This is a genomic window from Streptomyces gobitricini (assembly GCF_039532985.1).
GTDB classification, from domain to species: Bacteria; Actinomycetota; Actinomycetes; order Streptomycetales; family Streptomycetaceae; genus Streptomyces; species Streptomyces gobitricini.
Map to the genome: position 1 here is coordinate 152021 of NZ_BAAASR010000014.1, position 21726 is coordinate 173746.

17 protein-coding genes are annotated in these 21726 nt (G+C 72.6%); 10 read left to right on the forward strand and 7 right to left on the reverse strand.

The features are described 5' to 3' along the window. Positions 1–56: 56 nt before the first annotated feature. From ABD347_RS12200 to ABD347_RS12210, 3 genes are read right to left on the reverse strand one after another with little or no spacing between them, the layout of a single operon-like run. The gene (locus ABD347_RS12200; RefSeq protein ID WP_344360093.1) at positions 57–665 is read right to left on the reverse strand and encodes a TetR/AcrR family transcriptional regulator; all 609 of its coding nucleotides are present in this window, start codon (positions 663–665) and stop codon (positions 57–59) included. 11 nt (positions 666–676) lie between these two features. After that, entirely contained in the window at positions 677–2770 is a 2094-nt protein-coding gene (locus ABD347_RS12205; RefSeq protein ID WP_344360095.1) for a YhgE/Pip family protein, read from the reverse strand. 14 nt (positions 2771–2784) lie between these two features. Beyond that, on the reverse strand, positions 2785–3576 hold the full coding sequence (locus ABD347_RS12210; RefSeq protein WP_344360210.1) for an ATP-binding cassette domain-containing protein: 792 nt from the start codon (positions 3574–3576) through the stop codon (positions 2785–2787). A gap of 307 nt (positions 3577–3883) precedes the next feature. Between ABD347_RS12210 and ABD347_RS12215 the strand changes: the two genes are divergently transcribed. The 3 genes from ABD347_RS12215 to ABD347_RS12225 all read left to right on the forward strand — a co-directional run bounded on the left by ABD347_RS12215 (position 3884) and on the right by ABD347_RS12225 (position 5854). Next, positions 3884–4390: an SAV_6107 family HEPN domain-containing protein gene (locus ABD347_RS12215; RefSeq protein WP_344360096.1), complete on the forward strand. Its 507-nt coding sequence runs from the start codon at positions 3884–3886 to the stop codon at positions 4388–4390. A gap of 49 nt (positions 4391–4439) precedes the next feature. After that, entirely contained in the window at positions 4440–5198 is a 759-nt protein-coding gene (locus ABD347_RS12220) for a methyltransferase (RefSeq protein ID WP_344360098.1), read from the forward strand. A 263-nt stretch (positions 5199–5461) separates the two neighbouring features. After that, positions 5462–5854: a DUF3040 domain-containing protein gene (locus ABD347_RS12225; RefSeq protein WP_344360099.1), complete on the forward strand. Its 393-nt coding sequence runs from the start codon at positions 5462–5464 to the stop codon at positions 5852–5854. Between the two features lie 788 nt (positions 5855–6642). On the opposite strand, the gene ABD347_RS12230 is transcribed toward ABD347_RS12225, so the two are convergent. The 4 genes from ABD347_RS12230 to ABD347_RS12245 form a co-directional block, all read right to left on the reverse strand. Further along, positions 6643–9066, reverse strand: a complete 2424-nt coding sequence (locus tag ABD347_RS12230; RefSeq protein WP_344360101.1) for a transglutaminase TgpA family protein — start codon at positions 9064–9066, stop codon at positions 6643–6645. After that, positions 9063–10433 carry a DUF58 domain-containing protein gene (locus tag ABD347_RS12235; protein ID WP_344360103.1) on the reverse strand — a complete coding sequence of 457 codons (1371 nt, stop codon included), beginning with the start codon at positions 10431–10433 and terminating at the stop codon, positions 9063–9065. Before ABD347_RS12235 ends, ABD347_RS12230 begins: the two co-directional genes overlap by 4 nt. Then, positions 10433–11557 (reverse strand): AAA family ATPase, encoded by a 1125-nt coding sequence (locus ABD347_RS12240; RefSeq protein WP_344360105.1) that lies wholly within the window; start codon positions 11555–11557, stop codon positions 10433–10435. Before ABD347_RS12240 ends, ABD347_RS12235 begins: the two co-directional genes overlap by 1 nt. A gap of 210 nt (positions 11558–11767) precedes the next feature. Continuing rightward, a complete protein-coding gene (locus tag ABD347_RS12245) occupies positions 11768–12316 on the reverse strand; it encodes a beta-class carbonic anhydrase (protein ID WP_344360107.1) in 549 nt (182 codons plus the stop codon). A gap of 424 nt (positions 12317–12740) precedes the next feature. Here ABD347_RS12245 and rsmH point away from each other — a divergent pair, with 424 nt between their 5' ends. From rsmH to murD, 7 genes are all read left to right on the forward strand, one after another. After that, a complete protein-coding gene (gene rsmH / locus ABD347_RS12250) occupies positions 12741–13697 on the forward strand; it encodes a 16S rRNA (cytosine(1402)-N(4))-methyltransferase RsmH (protein ID WP_344360109.1) in 957 nt (318 codons plus the stop codon). Positions 13698–13776: 79 nt separating this feature from the next. Next, a complete protein-coding gene (gene ftsL / locus ABD347_RS12255) occupies positions 13777–14184 on the forward strand; it encodes a cell division protein FtsL (RefSeq protein ID WP_079137316.1) in 408 nt (135 codons plus the stop codon). 4 nt (positions 14185–14188) lie between these two features. Beyond that, positions 14189–16123, forward strand: a complete 1935-nt coding sequence (locus ABD347_RS12260; protein WP_344360110.1) for a peptidoglycan D,D-transpeptidase FtsI family protein — start codon at positions 14189–14191, stop codon at positions 16121–16123. Between the two features lie 17 nt (positions 16124–16140). Beyond that, on the forward strand, positions 16141–17808 hold the full coding sequence (locus ABD347_RS12265; protein WP_344360111.1) for a UDP-N-acetylmuramoyl-L-alanyl-D-glutamate--2,6-diaminopimelate ligase: 1668 nt from the start codon (positions 16141–16143) through the stop codon (positions 17806–17808). Positions 17809–17812: 4 nt separating this feature from the next. Next, a complete protein-coding gene (locus tag ABD347_RS12270; RefSeq protein ID WP_344360112.1) occupies positions 17813–19243 on the forward strand; it encodes a UDP-N-acetylmuramoyl-tripeptide--D-alanyl-D-alanine ligase in 1431 nt (476 codons plus the stop codon). Further along, a complete protein-coding gene (gene mraY, locus ABD347_RS12275; RefSeq protein WP_064071648.1) occupies positions 19240–20310 on the forward strand; it encodes a phospho-N-acetylmuramoyl-pentapeptide-transferase in 1071 nt (356 codons plus the stop codon). Before ABD347_RS12270 ends, mraY begins: the two co-directional genes overlap by 4 nt. Beyond that, positions 20292–21722, forward strand: a complete 1431-nt coding sequence (gene murD / locus ABD347_RS12280; RefSeq protein WP_344360115.1) for a UDP-N-acetylmuramoyl-L-alanine--D-glutamate ligase — start codon at positions 20292–20294, stop codon at positions 21720–21722. The genes mraY and murD overlap by 19 nt, the downstream gene beginning before the upstream one ends. Positions 21723–21726 lie beyond the last annotated feature (4 nt).

Here is a 21726-nt window from a genome sequence, read left to right on the forward strand (position 1 = left end):
CGGCATGTACGGCCCACTCTCCCTCCGAGGGCACGGGCGGTTGCCCCGCCGGTCGCCTAGCGGCCGCTGACGCGCCCGTGCAGCAGCCGGGAGAGGGCCGCGTGGACGTCGTCGATGGAGCGCTCCCGCTGGAACGCCTGCCAGTCCAGGGCCGCCACCAACACCATGCCGACCAGCGCGGCGGCGGTCAGCGGAATGTCGATCTCGTCGCTGAGCTCACCGCCCGCGACGCCCTCCCGCAGCACCGTCTCCACGACGGCGACGGCCTCCTGCCGCACCACCAGGAGGGTCGACTGCCAGGCGCGGTTGGTGCGCCACAGCTCGGCCACGTACAGCTGGGTGAAGGCCGGGTAGCGGTCGATGAAGACCAGGCCCGCGCGGATCATCGCGTCCAGCGCCTCCACCCTGGTCCCGCCCCGCGCGGCCGTCCCGTCGGCGGCGGTCCGCAGGGATTCGGTGAGCAGACCGACGCCGTGCCGCAGCAGTTCCTCGAAGAGCTCGGTCTTGCTCTTGAAGTTGTAGTAGACCGTGCCCTTGGCCACCCCGGCGCGCTCGGCGATCTCGTCCACTGTCGTCGCCGAGAAGCCCTGCTCGGCGATGAGGGTCACAGCGGCCTCGTAGAGCTTGGTGCGGGTGGCCTGCCGTCTGTTGCTCCGGGTGTCCATGACGTCGATTCTCACAGGCTCAGCTCCGGGTGCAGGCGATCGACGGTCCACACCTGCCTGCGGCGCGCGGAGACGGCCGTCAGGGCGAGGGCACCGGCGGTGAACGCGGCCAGGACGGCGCAGCCCTGCCAGACCGGGTCGAGACCGCCGCCGGTGATGAGCCGCCGCAGCGCCTCGACCACGTACGTCATCGGCAGGAAGGGGTGGATCGCGTTGAAGAAGCCGGGGCTGGTCTGCACGGGGTAGGTGCCGCCGGCCGACGTCAGCTGCAGCATCAGCAGGGCGAGGACGAGGATGCGCCCGGCCGCGCCGAAGCGGGCGTTGAGCCACTGGATGATCGCCGCGAAGCAGCAGGTGACCAGCAGCAGGAAGGCCACCGTCCCGGCGGGGCGGGCCATCTCCAGGCCCAGACCCGGAGCCCAGCGCAGGACGGACATCAGGGCGGCCACCTGGAGTACGCCGATCGTGGCCACCGGCAGCCAGCCGGCCAGCGCTATGCGCCACGCGGAGGCACCGGCGGCCAGCGCGCGGCGGTTGAGCGGCTGGATCAGCATGTACGCCACCATGGCGCCCACCCACAGGGACAGCGGGATGAAGTAGGGGGCGAATCCGGTGCCGTAGTTGGGCGCCTTGTGCAGCGACTGGGAGGCGAGCTTGACCGGGTCGGCCATCACCTCGGTGCGTTGGTCGCGGGCGTCCTTGCCGTAGTCGGGGATCTTGCCGACGCCGTCGTTGAGGCCGGTGGCCAGCTCGGTGGAACCGTCGGCGAGCTTGTACAGGCCGCTGTCGAGCTCCCCGGCACCCTTCTTCAGCCTGCCGACCCCGCTGTCGAGCTCGGTGGAGCCCGACTTGGCGCTGGTCAGGCCGGTGTGCAGGGTGTCCGCGCCGGTGGCGACCGCGCGGGCGCCGGTGTTCAGCTCGTTGATCTTGCTCACGGCGTAGGCGAGGTCCGCGTCGAGGTCGGGCGCCCGCTTGGCCAGGGCGTCCGCCTTGGTCTGGAGGTCCTTCAGCTGTGCGTCGAGCTTCTTGAGGTCACCATTGCTGTCCTCGGCCAGGACGCCGAGGTCGTCGGCGATCTTCGCCACGTCGGCGGACGCGACCTTGGCCCGCTCCATCTTCGGGCACAGCTTGGTGTCCGGCAGCGGCGTGTCCTCGCACTCCTCCTTGTGGAGGGCGGCGATCTCGTCGGCCGCCACGTGCGCGCCCGCCCTCAGCGTGGGACCGCTCTTGACGACGAGGTCGAGGCTGTTGCGCAGGCCCTGGGAGAAGTCCGAGACCAGACGGGCGGAGTCGCCGATCTTCTTGCCGTTGTCCCTGAGGTACGGACGTACGTCGGCGGCCACGCCGTTGACCTTGTCGGCGAGCACCTGGGTGCCGGCGGCGACCTGACGGGCGCCCGTCTCCAGGTCGGCCGCGCCCGAATCGAGCTTCTTCAGCCCGCCGGCCAGTTCGCCGCTGCCCTTCTTGGCGTCGGTGAGACCGTCGGAGAGGTCCTTGGAGCCCTTCTTGGCCTTCGCGGCCCCGCTCTTGAGCTCGTCGGCCCCCTTGGCCGCCTTCTCGGTGGCGTCGTGGAGGTCGGAGAACTTGATGAAGATCCTGTCGAGGAACGAGCGGGACGACTTCGTCGAGGCGGCCGTGCGGACCTCGGCGAACACCGTCCGCGAGATCTGTCCCACGACGTAGTTGTTGGCGTCGTTGGTACGCACCTGAAGGGCGCCGGTCTCGGGCGCGTCGCCCGAGCTGGACGCGATGCGCTCGCTGAGGTCGCCGGGCATGGTCAGCGACAGGTAGTACGTACCGTTCTCGACGCCCTCCCGGGCCTCGTCGTCGCTCACCTCGTGCCAGTCGAAGACCTTGCTCTCGCGCAGGTTCTTGGTGAGGTCGTCACCCGCGGTGATCTTCTTGCCGTCCGCGGTGGCGCCCCTGTCCTCGTTGACGAGGGCGACGGGCAGCTTCTCCAGCCTGCCGTACGGGTCCCAGAAGGACCACAGGTACAGGGCGCCGTACAGCAGCGGCAGCAGCAGGATCGCCACGAGTGCGGCGCGCGGCAGCTTGCCCCTGCCGAACCGCTTCAGCTCAAGCGCGGCCAGTTTCGGCGAGCGCATCGGCCGCCCCCTTCTCAGTCTCGGTCTCGAATTTCGGTCTGGGTCTGGGGCCGGGTCCCGGTGGTCGCGGTCCCAGCGGTCGCGGCGCCGGCCGCGGGCCTGGACGCGGCGGTCGTACCGGTCTCGTCCGCCGCCGTGCCGGTGGTGCGGATGACGGTGGTGCCGCCGGGTGCCTCGCTGCACACGGCCAGGACGGTCGTACCGCCGCCGGCGACCGACCGGAGCAGTGACCAGGCCTCGGAGCGGTCGGTGCCGGAGAGCTTGAGGTCCGTGTCGTCGACGGCCAGCAGGTGCGGCTCGCCGATCAGCGCCAGGGCGATGGACAGGCGCAGGGCCTCCAGCCGCTCCAGGTCTCGTACGGAGGTGCGTTCCGCCTTGGGCAGGGCCTCCAGGTCCAGGCCCGCCCTCTTCAGGGCGGCGTCGACGCGGGCGCGGGAGGCGGCGGCGCGCTCGGCGCGCGGGCGCAGCAGGGCCAGCGGTGAGCCGTCGAAGCGGCGCTGCAGCAGGGCGCGCTCGCGCAGGTGCTCAGCGACGGTCAGGGCGGGGTCGAGGTCGCTGACCCCGGGTACCGGACCGAGCGCGCTGAGCCGTCGTACGGCGGCCATCTTGCGGGGCAGTGCCAGTCCGCCGACCTCCGCGCGGCCCTCGGCGGCGCGCATCCGTCCCGTCAGGGCCAGCAACAGGCAGGTGCGGCCGGAGCCGGACGGGCCTTCGATCGTCACCAGAGAGCCGGGCGGGGCGTGCACCGCCACACCGCGGAACGCCCAGCCGCGCGGCCCCTTCAGGCCGAAACCCTCCGCGACCACGGCCGCCCCGGGGTGCTGCCGGTCGCCGGAGGCCCCCGTGCTCCGCTCCTCGCCGGTACCGCTTCTGTCCTCGGTGCCGCTTCCGCCCTCGGCCGCCCCGGCGTCCGTGTCCCGCTCGTCCGGAGTTTCCAGGTCGTGGTCCTGGCCGTCCACGAGCCCCCCATCCCTATTGAACTGACTGGTCAGTGCAAAATACTCGTCTCCTCCGGTCGAGGCAAAAGGCCAGGTCAGGACGGATTGTCAGTGGGGGCCTGCACGATGGGCACATACGGTCGTAGTGCCGTTACACGACGACAGGAGGTTCGTCATGGCCGGTAGCCACGCGTCGGCGAGCGACGTCCACCCCGTGCTGCGTCGCGCCTCGGCGCCACCCGCCGCCCTCGACCTGCTCGACCAGGCACGCGCGGGCCTGGAGGAGGCGAGCACCCTCGAGACCCCCAACGAGCGGTATGCCACCGCCCACCTCGCCGCGCTCCGGACCGCGGCCGCCGTGCTCGCCGTGCGAGGCCGCCCGGAGTCGACCCCGCGCAAACGGCAGCAGATACGCAGTGCCTGGGAGGTGCTCCCGGAGATAGCGCCCGAGCTGACCGAGTGGAGCACCCTGTTCGCCTCCGGAGCCTCCCGCCGGGCGCGCGCGGAAGCGGGCATCCCGGGCGCGGCCGGCAAGCGCGACGCCGACGACCTGATCCGCGACGTGACCATGTTCCTGGGCCTGGTGGAGCGGCTGCTGCTGCCCCACCCCGTGTTGCCGCAGCCCAGGGCGAGGGAGGCGGGGCCGGACCCCGTGAACGGAGTGACCGGACACGGCCCGTGAGGCCATAGGGTGGGAAGCGTTCGTAACCGTCACCGAGGAGTCAACTGCCGTGTCGGACCCGCAGCGCCCCCGCGCCTCCCTTCGTACCGCCGTGGTGTGGGACGTCCTCGAGGACGCCCTCGACCGCCGGGTCAAGGCGACCGGCAAGGACAGCCTGGACGTCCTCGACACCGGCGGTGGCAGCGGAAACTTCGCCGTGCCCGTCGCACGGCTCGGTCACCGGGTCACCGTCGTCGACCCCAGCCCCAACGCGCTGTTCGCCCTGGAGCGCCGCGCCGCCGAGGCGGGCGTCGCCGAGCGGGTGCGGGGTGTGCAGGGTGACATCCACGGCCTGTTCGACGTCGTCGCGCGCGAGGGGTACGACGCGGTGCTGTGCCACGGCGTCCTGGAGTACGTGGACGACCCCGCGGAGGGCGTGCGCAACGCCGTGGAGGCGCTGCGGCCCTCCGGCGCGCTCAGTCTCCTGGCGGCCGGACTCGGCGGCGCCGTCCTGGCGAGGGCGCTCGCCGGGCACTTCACCGAGGCCCGCCGCGCGCTGGCCGACCCGGCCGGCCGCTGGGGCGAGGGCGACCCCGTCCCGCGGCGCTTCACGGCGGAGCAGCTGACCGAGGCCGTCGAGGCGGCGGGCGTGGAGGTCGGCGCCGTCCACGGTGTGCGGGTCTTCGCCGACCTCGTGCCCGGAGTGCTGGTCGACACCGAGCCCGGCGCTCTGGACGCGCTCCTGCAGTTGGAGGCCGCAGCGGCCGAACTGCCCGCCTTCCGGTCGGTCGCCACCCAACTGCACGTGCTGGGTGAAAAGCGCGGCTGAGCCGACCAGCGGGCTGATCAGCGGCGCAGCCGCAGATGCAGTACGCCACAGGCCCCCCGTTGGCGCCAGGATCCCCGTATGATCGAGGGACACCATCCGGCATGACGGATCGGAGGACGGGGAATCAACGCCTCACCACCCGAACCGGCATGGCGGCCCGATCGGTGAAAGGCACAGGGCGGGTTTCACGGGGGCGAATCCCTGCCTATCCTGAAAGGGCCGCATACCGGTCGCCCCCAGCGACCGACGACGAGGAGGACTCCGTGCCGCTCTCGGAGCACGAGCAGCGAATGCTCGAGCAGATGGAGCGAGCGCTGTACGCCGAAGATCCCAAGTTCGCGACAGCGCTCGAGGGAAGCGGGCTGCGTACACACACCCGGCGACGGGTCTACCAGGCTGTCGCAGGCTTCCTGGTGGGTATCGCGCTCCTCATGGCCGGAATGGTCGCGCAGCAGATCTGGATCAGCGTGGTGGGGTTCCTCGTCATGCTCGGCTGTGCGGTCCTCGCGGTCACCGGTTGGCGCAAGGCGCCGAAACCCGGCGAGCAGCAGGCCGACGGAGGCACGGCCGAGAGCCGGCAGCCGCGGCAGCGACGCTCGATGATGAACCGGATCGAGCAGCGGTGGCAGCGCCGCCGCGACGAACAAGGACACTGAACGCCCGGCCGCGAGGCCGCGCCACAGCGTGAGTACGGGTGAGGGGCGACCGCTTCGGGCGGGCGCCCCTCACCCGTACCGTCAGGTGAGCCTGGTGGTGCCCCTTGAGCGCCCACCGGCCAGGAGCCGGGCCGTCAGCCCACCGGCTCCTGGCCGGCCCCCCTGTGGCGGCGCCCCGTCGAGCGCCCGCCCGCCACCATGTGACCCCGCTTGGCCGCCCGCGCGATGCCCGGTCGCCCACTTGGCCGCCCGCGCGCCTGCCGGCGGCACGGTACCGACCGCAGCGATCGGCGCGGGGTGGCGGGCCGCCCGGCCGACCGTCCCGCTGGACGCCCCGGGACCCGCTCCGGGTCCTGAAGCCCGCGCCCGCGATGCCGGGCCGCCGGGGCGCACCCTCACCCAGCCGCCGCTGCGCCCAGGCGCTCGCCCGGCCGTTCGACCACGTCCTGCCGGAGCCCGGGCCCCCCGGGAATGAGCCGGGCGGCCGCCCGGAATGGTCAGGGGCGGCGCACCCGCTCGCAACCCTGTGCCGTCGCTGTGGGCGGCCGCCCCCCCCGGCGCCGATCCCGGCTGCACGCCCCGGCCCCCGCTTCCCCGGGCGCGCCGGATCCCCCCGCCCGGCATGCGGACCGCCCGCCCGTCCTCGTCCGGCCGCGTCCGGTCCTGGCCGCCGCGGGGCGCGCACCCCGCCCGGGGGCAGACCCCGACGGCGGGCCGGGAACGCGCCAGGCCCCGGCCCTGCGGGGGCCGGAGCCTGGCGCGGAAGGTGCCCCCGGCACCCGGTCGGGTCAGCCGCGCTGCCGGGAGGGGCGGCGGAGGACGGAGGACCAGTGGGCGACCAGGCGGCGGCGCCGGTCCGCCCAGCGGGTCGTGAGCCCCGTCCAGGCGCCCAGGACCGCCCACACCACCCGGACGGCCGAGCGCGGGGCCAGCAGCGCCCGCAGCCGGCCGGCCCGGCCCGCTCCGGCTCCCAGCCCCTCGCGGATCCGGGCGGCGTCCTCGGCCAGTCCTGCCGCGGGGCGAGGACGCGCGGCGTAGAGGACCTGCTCCACCGCACCGGCCACCCGGTGCACGGCCTCGGCCGGTGCCCCGTCCAGCTTGCCGAGCCGGACGATCCGCTCGGCCGTCCCGCGCGGCGTCTGCGACTCGTCCGGCACGATGCCGTGATCCCAGGCCGTGTCGTTGATCTCCGCCCAGGCCGCCAGCGTCCGGGCGGCCACCTCCTCGGAGCCCCGCCCGGCCGTACCGAGGCGCCGGGCCCGTACCCGCAGGCGCCACAGCAGCGGCAGGAGCGGTATCAGTACCACCGCGGCCACCCCCGCGACGACGAGCAGGATCATGCCGAGCGGCGGGCCGGAGTCGGTGGGCGCGGCGACGCCCTGCTTCTCGGTGTCACCGCAGTCGCCCAGCCGCCGCGCCTGGGGCGGGCAGCTGTCCTGGGCGGAAGGTCGCGCTGACGGCACCGCGGCGGCGCTCTCCGTCGGCTCCGCCGGGGTGCTCGGCCGGTCCGCCGGGGTCTCCGGCCGGGTGTACTCGGGCACCGAGCCGCGTGTGGGCGTGGGCTCGAAGCGGGTCCATCCCACGCCCTCGAAGTACAGCTCGGGCCAGGCGTGGGCATCGCGGATGCCGACCGACATATAGCCGCCCGGCTGCGGCGTGCCCGGTGTGAAACCGACCGCGACCCGCGCGGGAATGCCCAGGGTGCGGGCCATCGCCGCCATCGAGAAGGAGAAGTGGATGCAGAACCCCTCCTTGTCCTTGAGGAACCGGGAGATCGCCGAGGAGCCGGTACCCGACGACACCTCGGTGTCGTAGCGGAAGCCGCCCTCCACCGCGAACCAGTCCTGGAGCTTGACCGCCTTCTCGTAGTCGTTCGCCGCGTCCTTGGTGACCCGGGCCGCGGTCGACCGCACGTCCGGCGGCAGCGAACCGGGCACCTCGGTGTACTTGCGGGCCAGCTCCGGCGGGGCCTGCGGGGCGTCGGCCAGCTGCTGCCGGGTCGGGTTCACGAGCAGGCTGCTCACCGTGTACCGGACGCCCTTGGTGGTCTGGCCCTTGTCGCCGACGAGGGTGCGTCCGACCGGCTCGTACCGCCAGCGCCCGTCCGCCTCGACCTCGGTCGCGGGGTAGGGCAGCGGCAGCCACGACTGCTCGTACGCGCCGGCCGCCGAGACACTGGTGGTGATCTCCGAGGTGCTGACGTCTCCGCTCAGCCCCGTCGGCTGCGGGAGGCGCTCGGGCACGTCGCCCAGCGGACGTTCGGTGAGCTTCCAGGACCCGCCGTCGAAATCGTCCAGGGACGTCAGGCGCAGATACAGCTCCGACGTCTCCTCCGCGTTGGTGCGGTAGCGCAGCACCTCGCGGTCCTCGGGCTGGGTCAGGTTGTCCTGGAGGGACACCAGCGGGTTGATCGCGGTGATCAGGCCTCCGCCCGGCCCGCCCGACGGACCGTTGCCGTTCAGCAGACCGCCGCTGAGCGACGGCAACGCCGCCGGCACCGCCAGGGCGACGCCCAGGGCCACCACACCGATGCGCCGCCCGGTCCGCAGGGGAGCCGGTGGCCCGCCGCCCGACGCCGCGGGGCGTGCCGCTCCCCGGCCTGTCCGGGACGGGGGCGCGCCGCCGAAGACGCGCCCCCACTGGGACAGCCGGTCACGGCCCTCGGCCAGCAGGAGCACCAGGTAGCCGGTGGCGGCCAGCAGGAACCAGAGCCAGCTCGCCCCGCCGTCCGACAGCCCGGCGGCGACCGAGTACAGCGCGAGGAGCGGAAGCCCCGCCGGAGCGGCGCTGCGGAAGGTCACCGCGAGGGCGTCGACCAGCAGCCCGATCACCAGCACGCCACCGACCAGCATCAACCGGATGCCGTCCGTCGCGGGCGCCGGGATGGCGTACTGTCCCACGTCCTCCGTGCCCGCGGTCAGCAGGAGACCGAACTGCTGGACGGCGGTCGGCCCGGGAAGGAAACCGGCCACCGCCTGGTCCCGGGCGAAGACGACCGTCAGGGCCACCAGGGCCACCAGGGCCTGGACGGACACCGTCAGGGCCCGTGCCGACGACCACCGCCGCACCAGCGCGCCCGCCCCGCTCTGCACCGCCAGGAGCAGCGCGGCCTGGACGATCCAGGTGGCCGGATCGACCAGCGGCAGCAACGCGCCCGCCGCCATCAGCGTGGCGGCGAAGGCGCACAGCGCCAGCCTCCCGCGACCGCTCATGACCAACCCCCCGATACCCCGGTCATGCCGCTCCTGCCGTCACCCGTCGTACCCGGCGCCGTGCGGGCCCGGCCCGCGTGCCGCCACAGCTCGGCGAGCGACGCCCCGGGTGGCACGGCCATCGCCGTCCATCCCGCCTCGCGCAGCCGCCGCAGCCTGTCCTCCACGGTTCCGGCCACCGCACCGCCGGTGAGCCATGTGCCGCTGTCGAGGACGAAGGCGACGGCCGCGCCGCTGCGCTGCCGCATCCGGGCAGCCATCGCCGTCTGCTCCTCGTCCAGGTCGCCGATGAAGGCGACCAGCAACCCTTCGCTCCCGCCGCGCAGCAGGTCGTACGCGCGCGAGAAACCGGCCCCGTCGGAGTGGTCGACCACCGCGAGCGCGTCCAGCATCAGGCCCGCCGCCTCGGCGGAGTCCTGCGTGGAGCCGGTGATCCCGTCGGGCCCGTCCCCGGGCAGCGGGCTGCCCTCGTCGGTCAGGAGCCGCACCGAGAAGCCCTGTTCGAGCATGTGCACCACCACCGAGGCCGCGCCGGACACCGCCCACTCGAAGGCGGAGTCCGGTCCGGAGCCCTGGTAGCCCACCTCGCGGGTGTCGAGGAGGACCGTGCACCGGGCGCGCTGCGGCTGCTCCTCCCGGCGCACCATCAGCTCGCCGTACTTCGCCGTCGACCGCCAGTGCACCCGCCGCAGGTCGTCGCCGTACCGGTACTCGCGGGGAATGACGTCGTCCTCGCCGGCCAGGGCCGGTGAACGCTGCCGCCCCTCGCCGTACCCCGACGCCTCGCCCGGCAGCCGGCCCGGCGGCAGCGGCTCGGTGCGCGGTACGACCGTGAGCGTGTCGTACGCGCTGAACGAACGGGTCAGCTCGCACATCCCGAACGGGTCGCTCAGGCGGAGCTGGAGCGGCCCGAGCGGATAGCGCCCGCGCAGGTCCGACCGCACCCGGTAGGACACCTCACGGCGCCCGCCGGCCTCGACCCGGTCCAGCACGAACCGGGGCCGCGGCCCCAGCACGTACGGCACGTGGTCCTGGAGCATCAGCAGCCCCGTGGGCAGCCGGGAGACGTTCTCCATGCGCAGGTGCACGCGCGCCTCGGCCTCGGCCGGCACCCGCCGCGGCGACAGCCGCCGGCTGCCGGCCACCTGGTGACGGGTGCGGTACAGCACCAGCACGCAGACCAGCGGCAGCACGGCGAGCAGCAGCCCGACGCGCAGCAGGTCACCCTGGCCCAGCACGTACGCGCAGACCGCCGCGGCGACACCGGCGGCCAGGAAGGACCGGCCGCGCGTGGTCAGCCCCCCGAAGGCGGCCCGTACCCCGCCCGTGGTCTCGCCGTCCTGGGCGGCGGGCCCCCCGGCCGTCATCACAGCCGCCGTACGCCGGGCTGCTGCTGGCCGTACAGCGGGGCGCCGGTGCCCGGACCACCGGGCACCGGGCCGCCCGGCAGCCGGCCGCCGGACAGCGGGGAGCCGGCCATCGGGGAGCCGGCCATCGGGCCGCCGTTCGGCGCCGCGGCGGGGGGCGCCGCCGTGGGTACCGGGACGCGCTGCAGGATGTCCCGCACGACCTGCTCGGAAGTACGCCGGTTCATCTGCGCCTGGGCCGTGGGCAGCAGCCGGTGCGCCAGGACGGCGACGGCCAGCGCCTGGACGTCGTCCGGCAGCGCGTAGTCACGGCCGTTGAGCGCGGCGGACGCCTTGGCGGCGCGCAGCAGGTGCAGAGTGGCGCGAGGCGAGGCGCCGAGCCTCAGGTCCGGGTGGGTGCGGGTGGCGGAGACGAGCTCCACGACGTAGCGCCGGACCGCCTCGGAGACATGGACGGTGCGCACCGCGTCGATCAGCTTCACGATGTCGTGGGCGTGCGCCACCGGCCGCAGGTCGTCCAGCGGCGACACCCCGCCGTGGACGTCGAGCATCCGCAACTCGGCCTCGGCGCTCGGGTAACCGATCGAGACGCGGGCCATGAACCGGTCGCGCTGGGCCTCGGGCAGCGGGTAGGTGCCCTCCATCTCGACCGGGTTCTGGGTGGCCACCACCATGAAGGGGTCGGGCAGTTCGTAGCTCTGCCCGTCCATGGTGACCTGGCGCTCCTCCATCGACTCCAGCAGCGCCGACTGGGTCTTGGGCGAGGCGCGGTTGATCTCGTCGCCGATCACGATCTGCGCGAAGATCGCGCCCGGCTTGAACTCGAACTCGTGCCGCTGCTGGTCGTAGATCGAGACACCGGTGATGTCCGACGGCAGCAGGTCGGGCGTGAACTGGATACGCCGTACGGAGCAGTCGATCGACCGCGCCAGCGCCTTGGCCAGCATGGTCTTGCCGACGCCGGGGACATCCTCGATCAGGAGGTGTCCCTCGGCGAGCAGCACGGTCAGCGAAAGCCGTACGACCTCAGGCTTGCCTTCGATCACGCTCTCCACCGACCTGCGGACCCGTTCCGCGGTGGTGGTCAGATCTGTGAGGCTCGCTCGATCGTCATAGGTCGTCACACGGCCCTCCTCGGCCCGTTCCATGGGCCGTGCGCGACTGACGGCACGGTCCACCCTTGAAACACGGACACCGTCTCAGAACCATTCAGGAGCGGTGCCACCCCCCGCATTCTTGTTGCCGCTACCCGTACGTGTCACTTGGCTGTGGACAACCGCGTGCGATTTGTCGGGGATGGCATGATCCGGGTGGGTGGCCGGTGCCGGGAAGCCTCAGGAAGCCGGGTGGATCTCGCGCAGGAGTCCCGTCCTGACATCGAACACGAACCCTCGGATGTCATCGGTGTGCGGCAGGAACGGAGACGTGCGCACCCGCTGCATGGACTGCCGTACGTCCTGGTCGACGTCGCGGAAGGACTCCACCGCCCACGCGGGCCGCTGGCCGACCTCCTGCTCCAGCTCGTGGCGGAAGTCCTCGGTGAGGGACTCCAGACCGCAGCCCGTGTGGTGCACCAGCACCACGCTGCGCGTGCCGAGGGCGCGCTGGCTGATGGTGAGCGAGCGGATCACGTCGTCGGTGACGACGCCACCCGCGTTGCGGATGGTGTGGCAGTCACCCAGCTCCAGGCCGAGCGCCGCGTGCAGGTCCAGCCGGGCGTCCATACAGGCGACCACGGCGACCCGCAGCACGGGGCGGGCGTCCATCCCGGGGTCCGTGAAGTCGGCGGCGTAACGACGGTTGGCCTCGACGAGACGGTCCGTGACCGAGCCGCCGTCGGCTATCGGACTGGGCGAGGGGTGCGCGGATGCGGAAGTCGACATGGGTATGACGGTAATGGTCACGAGCCCTTACGGCTCGCTGTGAGAGGGGACAAAGAACATCAACGCACCTTGTTGTGAGGTAACCCACAAGGGTGAACGGTGCCCCGCGTGTCCGGCGGGTCGCGCTGGATCGCCCCCTCGTGCGGCCGCCCCGCGCGACGCGCTGCCCGGTTGATTGACCGGGCGGGGGAGTGGACTAAAGTGACGCGAAGTTCACGGAGACATCGAGCGAATCCCAGCGAATCCGCAGTTTCTCCCCCGCGTGTGCGGCGGTACGTACGGCTCGGCCTCCTCCCGCTCGCCGGTCGGCCGACGCTTTTCCGGCGCCGGCGGACCTCCCCTTCCTGAGCGGGCGGGGACCCGGCAGTACGTACGCCGCGCCGAATCTGAGAGGGCGCATGAGCGAGCGCAGCGAGGGTCGCGCATGAGCGAGACCCGACACGTCCCGGTGATGCTCCAGCGGTGCCTGGACATGCTGGCACCCGCGCTGGCGCGACCGGGGGCGGTGGTCGTCGACTGCACCCTCGGCCTCGGCGGTCACAGTGAGGCGCTGCTGGCCCGTTTCCCCGAGGCGCGGCTGATCGCACTCGACCGGGACAAGGAGGCGCTGAGGCTCTCCGGCGAGCGGCTCGCCGGGTTCGGCGACCGCGCGACCCTCGTGCACGCCGTGTACGACGAGCTTCCCGGCGTACTGGACCGGCTCGGCGTCCCGCGCGTCCAGGGCGTCCTGTTCGACCTGGGCGTGTCCTCCATGCAGCTCGACGAGGCCGGCCGCGGCTTCGCCTACGCGCAGGACGCCCCGCTCGACATGCGGATGGACCAGACGACCGGCATCAGCGCGGCGGAGGTGCTCAACACCTACCCGCCCGGCGAGCTGGTCCGCATCCTGCGCCAGTACGGCGAGGAGAAGCAGGCGAAGCGGATCGTGGCGGCGGTCGTACGGGAACGGGAGAAGGAACCGTTCACCAACAGCGCCCGGCTCGTCGAGCTCATCCGTGACGCCCTCCCGCAGGCCGCCAAGAGGACCGGCGGCAACCCCGCCAAGCGGACCTTCCAGGCCCTGCGCATCGAGGTCAACGGCGAGTTGACCGTCCTGGAACGGGCGGTCCCCGCCGCGGTCGAGGCCCTCGCGGTCGGCGGCCGGATCGCCGTCCTCTCCTACCACTCGCTGGAGGACCGGCTGGTCAAGCAGGTCTTCGCGGCCGGCGCCACCAGCACCGCGCCGCCGGGGCTGCCCGTCGTGCCGGAGCGCTACCAGCCGAAGCTCAAGCTGCTGACGCGCGGCGCCGAACTTCCCACGGAGGAAGAGGTCGCGGAGAACCGCCGTGCCGCCCCCGCCAGGCTCCGGGGCGCCGAGCGGATCCGGGAGGACCGCCTGTGAGCGGCGGGCCCGGCGGCGCGCACGGACGGGGCGGCGACATGGACCACGAGGACGACGGCGGGGCGAACCGGGAGGACAGGTGACCAAGGCGGGACCGCTGAAGGGACGGGCGGCGCGGCTCGCGCGGCTCATGCCGTCCGGACCGAGCACAGCGGCCCGCACCCCCTTCGTCCTGCTGGTCGTCCTGCTCCTGGGCGGCGGCCTGATCACCCTCCTGCTGCTCAACTCCTCCCTCAACGAGGGCTCCTTCCGGCTCAGTGAGCTCAAGAAGAGGACCACCGAGCTCACCGACGAGGAGCAGGAGCTCCAGCGGGACGTGGACGACCGCTCCGCCCCCGACGCGCTGGAGCGCCGGGCCCGTGAGCTCGGCATGGTGCCCGGTGGCAGCCCCGCCTTCCTGGGTCCCGACGGCACGGTCCGGGGCGTACCCAGCAAGGCGACGGCCGAGCCCGCCCCGCCCACCGCCCCGACGACGCCCGGCAGGTGACGCAGTGCCCCCCACCCAGCCCCCACGCCGCCGCGTTCCGGCCCCCGGCCGCCCGCCCGCCCGGCGTCCGCGTCAGTCGCCCCGGCCGCCCGCCAGGGCCGGCACCATCCGGCTGGGCAGCCCCAGGCCCCGGCTGCGGCTGGTCAGCCTCGGCCTGACGCTCGTCATGCTGGTCTTCGTCGTGCGCCTCCTCCAGGTCCAGGCGGTCGACGCCGACGCGTACGCGGCCAGGGCCGAGAAGAACCGGTACCAGGAGTACACGCTCTCCGCCGAGCGCGGGGAGATCACCGACCGCGCCGGGATCGCGCTGGCCACCAGCGTCGACGCGTACGACATCACCGCCGACCCGAAGATGTTCACGCCCGGGGAGAGCAAGGTCCCCGACGCCCCGGAGCAGGCCGCCGCCCTCCTCGCGCCCATCCTCGGCAAGGACCCCGCCGACCTGGTCGCCAAGCTCAAGACGCCCAAGTCCCGCTACGCGCTGCTGGCCCGCCGTCAGACCCCGCAGGTCTGGAACCAGATCAAGGACCTGAAGAAGGTCTTCGCCGAGAAGGCCCGCACGGAGAAGAGGGGGAGCGGCACCGGCGTCAGCCTCCTCGCCGGCATCTTCACCGAACCCAGCAGCAAGCGCGTGTACCCCAACGGCACCCTCGCCGCCGGGATACTGGGGTTCGTCAAGGCCGACGGCCGCGGTGGAGGCGGCCTGGAGTCCATGCTCGACAAGGAGCTGGCCGGCAAGGACGGCAAGATCAAGTACGCCCAGTCGGGCGGCCGCCGGGTGCCCACCGTCGGCGCCCGCGAGACCCCCGCCGTACCGGGCTCCGACATCGAGCTGACCATCGACCGGGACATCCAGTGGGCCGCCCAGCAGGCCATCACCCGGCAGGTGGAGGAGTCCAAGGCGGACCGGGGCTACGTGATAGTGCAGAACGCCCGGACCGGAGAGGTCCTCGCCATGGCCAACGCACCCGGCTTCGACCCCAACGACCTCTCCCAGGCCAACGCCGCCGCCATGGGCAACGCCGCCCTCCAGGACGCCTACGAACCCGGCTCCACCGCCAAGGTCATCTCGATGGCCGCCGTCCTGGAGGAAGGCGCCGCCACGCCGTCCACCCATGTCGTCGTGCCCAACCGGCTCCACCGCGGGGACCGGCTGTTCAAGGACGACATCGACCACCCCACCTGGTACCTGACACTCAACGGCGTCCTCGCCAAGTCCAGCAACATCGGCACCATCCTGGCCACCGGCCAGTTGGGCCCCACCCAGGCCCACGCGAACCGGGTCCTCCACTCCTACCTGCGCAAGTTCGGCTTCGGCAGCCCCACCGGCCTCGGCTACCCCGGCGAGACCTCGGGCATCCTGGCCAAACCGCAGGACTGGTCCACCTCGCAGCAGTACACGATCCCCTTCGGCCAGGGCCTGTCCATCAACGCGATGCAGGCGGCGTCCGTCTACTCGACGATCGCCAACGGCGGCGTACGCATCGAGCCCACCCTCGTACGCGGCACCAAGGGACCCGACGGCCGCTTCACCCCGGCGCCCGCCCCCGAACGGACCAGGGTCGTCAGCGAGAAGACCGCCAAAACGCTCGCCGCCATGCTCGAATCGGTCGTCGACGACGAGGAGGGGACCGGGACCAAGGCCGCCATCCCCGGCTACCGCGTAGCCGGCAAGACCGGAACCGCCAACCGGGTCGACCCCCAACTCGGCCGCTACAAGGGCTACACCGCCTCGTTCGCGGGCTTCGCCCCCGCCGACGACCCGCAGATCACCGTCTACTGCGTCATCCAGAACCCCACCAGGGGCAGCTACTTCGGCGGCCAGATCTGCGGCCCCATCTACAAGAAGGTCATGGAGTTCGCCCTCAAGACCCTGCAAGTCGCACCCACCGGCAAACCCGCACCCCGGATGCCGGTCACGTTCAAACCCGGCGAGTGAGCCGACGGGAGCAACCAGTGACAACCACCACGCCCGACCCCCGGAACCGATCCGGTGACCACGCTGCCCAGGCGCCCTCATTTAGCCCGATGACGGGTGCGCCCGGTACGCTCACCGCCGTGCCACACGCTGATCAGTCCCGAACTTCCCCGACGGACACCCCCGCGAAACGCCCCGGGGCGCCCCGGCCGGACCACGCCCGCCCCACACCCCTGGGCGAGCTGGCAGACCGGCTGGGCATTCCCACGCCGGGCGGCGCGGAGGTGACCGGCATCACCCACGACTCCCGGGCCGTGCGCCCCGGAGACGTGTACGCGGCCCTCCCCGGCTCCCGCCTGCACGGTGCCGACTTCGCCGGCCAGGCCGCCCGCCTCGGTGCCGTCGCGATCCTCACCGACCCCACCGGCGCCGAACGCGCCGCCGTGACAGGCCTGCCGGTCCTGGTCACCGAGGACCCGCGCGGCCGGATGGGTGAGCTCGCCGCCGACATCTACGGCCGGCCGGGCGACGGCCTGCTCCAGATCGGCATCACGGGCACCTCCGGCAAGACGACCACCGCCTACCTCGTCGAAGGCGGCCTCAAGGCCGCCGGCCGCCCGACCGGGCTCATCGGCACGGTCGAGATGCGCATCGGGGACGAGCGGATCAAGTCCGAGCGGACCACCCCGGAAGCCACCGACCTCCAGGCCCTGTTCGCGGTGATGCGCGAACGCGGCGTCGAAGCGGTCGCCATGGAGGTCTCCAGCCACGCCCTCGTGCTCGGCCGGGTCGACGGCTGCGTCTTCGACGTCGCCGTCTTCAACAACCTCAGCCCGGAGCACATGGAGTTCCACTCCGACATGGAGGACTACTTCCAGGCGAAGGCGCAGCTGTTCACCCCGCGCCGCAGCCGCCTCGGAGTGGTCAACCAGGACGACGAGTACGGCAGGAGGCTGGCCAAGGAGGCGACCGTCCCCGTCGTCACCTTCTCCGCCGAGGGCCACCCCGACGCCGACTGGCGCGCCGAGGACGTCGAAATCGGCGCCCTGGGCAGCACCTTCACCATCATCGGCCCCGAGGGCGAGCGCGTCAGCGCCAAGGCACCTCTGGCCGGCCCGTTCAACGTCGCCAACGCCCTGGCCGCCGTCGTGACCCTCGCCGTGGCCGGGATCGACCCCCAGACCGCGGCCGACGGTGTCGCCGCCGTCCCCGGCGTGCCCGGCCGCCTGGAGCGCGTCGACGCGGGCCAGCCGTACCTCGCGCTCGTCGACTACGCCCACAAGACGGACGCCGTCGAATCGGTCCTGCGCTCACTGCGCAAGGTCACCGAGGGCAAGCTGCACATCGTCCTCGGCTGTGGCGGCGACCGGGACGTCACCAAACGCGGACCCATGGGCGCCGCCGCCGCACGCCTCGCCGACACCGCCGTACTGACCTCCGACAACCCCCGCTCCGAGGACCCCCTCGCGATCCTCGCCACCATGCTCGCCGGCGCCGCCGGGGTGCCCGCCCACGAACGCGGCGAGGTCGCCGTCTTCGAGGACCGGGCCGCCGCGATCGCCGCCGCCGTGGCGCGCGCCCGGCCCGGTGACACCGTGCTGATCGCCGGCAAGGGCCACGAGCAGGGTCAGGACATCGCGGGAGTGGTACGCCCCTTCGACGACCGCCAGGTCCTTCGCGAAGCAATCCAGAACAGTCAGGGATGAAGTAGTGATCGCCCTCTCCCTCGCCGAGATCGCCGAAATCGTCGGCGGGCAGTCGCACGACATACCGGATCCGGCCATTCAGGTCACGGGTCCCGTCGTCATCGACTCCCGTCAGGTCGAGCACGGCTCCCTCTTCGCCGCCTTCGCCGGAGAGAACGTCGACGGCCACGACTACGCGCGGCGTGCCGTGGACTCGGGCGCGGCGGCCGTGCTGGCCACCCGCCCGGTCGGGGTGCCCGCCATCGTCGTGGACGACGTCCAAACGGCCCTCGGGGCGCTCGCCCGCGTGGTCGTCGGGCGCCTGGGCACGAGGGTCGTGGCGCTGACCGGCTCGGCCGGAAAGACCAGCACCAAGGACCTGATCGCCCAGGTGCTCCAGCGCAAGGGCCCCACCGTCTGGACGCCCGGCTCCCTCAACAACGAGATCGGCCTGCCGCTCACCGCGCTGCGCGCGGATAAGGACACCGAGCACCTCGTCCTGGAGATGGGAGCGCGCGGTATCGGCCACATCCGCTACCTCACCGAACTGACCCCGCCGTCGATCGGACTCGTCCTGAACGTCGGCAGCGCCCACATCGGCGAGTTCGGCGGCCGGGAGCAGATCGCCCAGGCCAAGGGCGAGCTGGTGGAGGCCCTGCCGTCCGCCGAAGCGGGCGGCATCGCCGTCCTGAACGCGGACGACCCCCTCGTACGGGCCATGGAGAGCCGCACCCACGCGCGCGTGACGCTGTTCGGAGAATCCGAGAACGCCGCCGTACGGGCCGAGAACGTCCGGCTCACGGGGACCGGACAGCCCTCTTTCCGGCTTCACACACCCACCGGGTGCAGTGACGTGACCTTGCGCCTGTACGGTGAGCACCACGTGTCGAACGCGCTCGCCGCGGCCGCCGTCGCCCATGAGCTGGGCATGCCCGTCGACGAGATCGCCAGCGCGCTCTCCGAGGCGGGCTCCCTCTCCCGCTGGCGCATGGAGGTCACCGAGCGTCCGGACGGTGTGACGATCGTCAACGACGCCTACAACGCGAACCCCGAGTCCATGCGAGCCGCCCTGCGCGCGCTCGCGGCCATGGGCAAGGCTGCACACGCCAAGGGGGGCCGTACGTGGGCGGTGCTCGGCCAGATGGCCGAGTTGGGGGACGAGGCGCTCGCCGAGCACGACGCGGTCGGACGGCTCGCCGTCCGGCTCAACGTCAGCAAGCTCGTCGCAGTCGGGGGCAGGGAAGCGTCCTGGCTGCAACTGGGCGCATATAACGAGGGTTCGTGGGGTGAGGAGTCGGTGCACGTGTCCGACGCACGGGCGGCGATCGACCTGTTGCGCAGTGAGCTGCGCCCGGGAGACGTCGTGCTGGTGAAGGCATCAAGGTCGGTCGGGCTCGAGCGGATCGCACAGGCACTGCTCGAGAACACCACCGAGGGTGAGGTCACCGGCCGATGAGGCAGATCCTCTTCGCGGGAGCCATCGGGCTCTTCCTGACCCTGATCGGCACGCCGCTGCTGATCAAGCTTCTGGCCCGCAAGGGATACGGGCAGTTCATCAGGGACGACGGCCCGCGTACGCACGGCAGCAAGAAGGGCACGCCCACCATGGGCGGTATCTCCTTCATCCTCGCCACGCTCATCGCGTACGCGCTCGCCAAGGTCATCACCGGGGAGGACCCGACCTACTCGGGTGTCCTGGTGCTGTTCCTGATGGCGGGCATGGGCCTCGTCGGCTTCCTCGACGACTACATCAAGATCGTCAAGCAGCGCTCGCTCGGCCTGCGGGCAAAGGCGAAGATGGCCGGCCAGCTCATCGTCGGCATCGCCTTCGCCGTCCTGGCGCTTCAGTTCGCCGACAGCCGCGGCCAGACCCCGGCCTCCACCAAGCTCTCCTTCATCACCGACTTCGGCTGGTCCATCGGCCCGGTGCTGTTCGTGGTCTGGGCGCTGTTCATGATCCTGGCCATGTCGAACGGCGTGAACCTCACGGACGGTCTCGACGGCCTCGCCACCGGTGCCTCGGTGATGGTCTTCGGCGCGTACACCTTCATCGGGCTGTGGCAGTTCCAGGAGTCGTGCGCCAACGCCGGTACGCTGACCAACCCCAACGCCTGCTTCGAGGTGCGCGACCCGCTGGACCTCGCCGTCGTCGCCTCCGCCCTGATGGGCGCCTGCTTCGGCTTCCTGTGGTGGAACACCTCACCCGCCAAGATCTTCATGGGTGACACCGGTTCGCTCGCCCTCGGCGGCGCGCTCGCGGGCCTCGCCATCTGCTCCCGCACGGAGCTGCTGCTCGCCCTCCTCGGTGGCCTGTTCGTCCTCATCACCATGTCGGTCGTCATCCAGGTCGGCTCGTTCAAGATGACCGGCAAGCGGGTCTTCCGGATGGCGCCGCTCCAGCACCACTTCGAACTCAAGGGCTGGTCCGAGGTCCTGGTGGTGGTCCGGTTCTGGATCATCCAGGGCATGTGCGTCATCGTCGGACTCGGACTCTTCTACGCGGGATGGGCAGCCGACAAGTGAGTACCTCCTGGCAGGGCAAGAACGTCACCGTCGCCGGCATGGGGGTCAGCGGCATCCCCGCCGCACGTGTCCTGGCCGGCCTGGGCGCGCGTGTCACGGTCGTCAACGACGGCGACGACGAGCGCTCCCGGGCGCAGGCGGCCGAGCTGGAGGCGGAGGGCGTCACCGTCCGGCTCGGCGACGGCGACACCCTGCCGGAGGGCACCGAACTGGTCGTCACCACGCCCGGCTGGCAGCCCGGCAAGCCGCTGTTCGCCGCGGCCGCCGAGGCGGGCGTGGAGGTCTGGGGCGACGTCGAGCTGGCCTGGCGGCTCCGCGGCCCGGACGCCGCGCCCTGGCTCGCGGTCACCGGCACCAACGGCAAGACCACGACCGTGCGGATGCTCGCCGCCATCCTGGAGGCGGCGGGGCTGAGGACCGCGGCCGTCGGGAACATCGGCGTCTCCCTCCTGGACGCCGTTCTCGGCGAGGAGGAGTACGACGTCCTCGCGGTCGAGCTGTCCAGCTACCAGCTGCACTGGGCACCCTCCGTGCGCGCGCACTCCGCCGCCGTCCTCAACCTCGCGCCCGACCACCTCGACTGGCACGGCTCCATGGGGGCGTACGCCGCCGACAAGGGCCGCGTCTACGAGGGCAACCAGGTCGCCTGCGTGTACAACGTCGCGGACAAGGCAACCGAGGACCTGGTGCGGGGCGCCGACGTCGAGGAGGGCTGCCGCGCCATCGGCTTCACCCTCGGTACGCCCGGCCCCTCCCAGGTCGGGGTCGTGGACGACATCCTGGTGGACCGCGCCTTCGTCGAGAACCGGCAGAAGCAGGCCCAGGAGCTCGCCCAGGTCTCCGACGTGAACCCACCGGCCCCGCACAACATCGCCAACGCGCTCGCCGCCGCGGCCCTGGCCCGCGCCTTCGGCGTCCCGGCCACCGCCGTACGCGACGGCCTGCGGGCCTTCCGGTCCGACCCGCACCGCATCGAGCTCGTCGAGGAGATCGAGGGCGTCCGGTACGTCGACGACTCCAAGGCCACCAACACGCACGCCGCCGAGGCGTCGCTGGCGGCGTACGACCCGATCGTCTGGATCGCCGGGGGCCTCGCCAAGGGCGCCACCTTCGACGAGCTGGTCGCCACGGCGGCCAAGCGGCTGCGGGGCGTCGTCCTCATGGGCGCCGACCGCGCCCTGATCAGGGAAGCCCTCGCGCGACACGCCCCCGAGGTACCGGTGGTCGACCTCGACCGGACCGACACTGGGGCGATGTCGGCGGCGGTAGGGGAAGCGGCGGCGCTCGCCCGGCCCGGGGACACGGTCCTGCTCGCCCCGGCCTGCGCCTCGATGGACATGTTCGTCAACTACAACAAGCGGGGCGAGGCGTTCGCGGACGCGGTCCGCGCACTCGCCGCCGAGCGCGCCTGACAGC

What these genes read in the sequence shown, in the direction of transcription:
- ABD347_RS12200 (WP_344360093.1), bottom strand. Translation starts at nt 665, where the DNA reads ATGGACACCCGGAGCAACAGACGGCAGGCCACCCGCACCAAGCTCTAC.
- ABD347_RS12205 (WP_344360095.1), bottom strand. Translation starts at nt 2,770, where the DNA reads ATGCGCTCGCCGAAACTGGCCGCGCTTGAGCTGAAGCGGTTCGGCAGG.
- ABD347_RS12215 (WP_344360096.1), top strand. Translation starts at nt 3,884, where the DNA reads ATGGCCGGTAGCCACGCGTCGGCGAGCGACGTCCACCCCGTGCTGCGT.
- ABD347_RS12230 (WP_344360101.1), bottom strand. Translation starts at nt 9,066, where the DNA reads ATGAGCGGTCGCGGGAGGCTGGCGCTGTGCGCCTTCGCCGCCACGCTG.
- ABD347_RS12235 (WP_344360103.1), bottom strand. Translation starts at nt 10,433, where the DNA reads ATGACGGCCGGGGGGCCCGCCGCCCAGGACGGCGAGACCACGGGCGGG.
- ABD347_RS12245 (WP_344360107.1), bottom strand. Translation starts at nt 12,316, where the DNA reads ATGTCGACTTCCGCATCCGCGCACCCCTCGCCCAGTCCGATAGCCGAC.
- rsmH (WP_344360109.1), top strand. Translation starts at nt 12,741, where the DNA reads ATGAGCGAGACCCGACACGTCCCGGTGATGCTCCAGCGGTGCCTGGAC.
- mraY (WP_064071648.1), top strand. Translation starts at nt 19,240, where the DNA reads ATGAGGCAGATCCTCTTCGCGGGAGCCATCGGGCTCTTCCTGACCCTG.
- murD (WP_344360115.1), top strand. Translation starts at nt 20,292, where the DNA reads ATGGGCAGCCGACAAGTGAGTACCTCCTGGCAGGGCAAGAACGTCACC.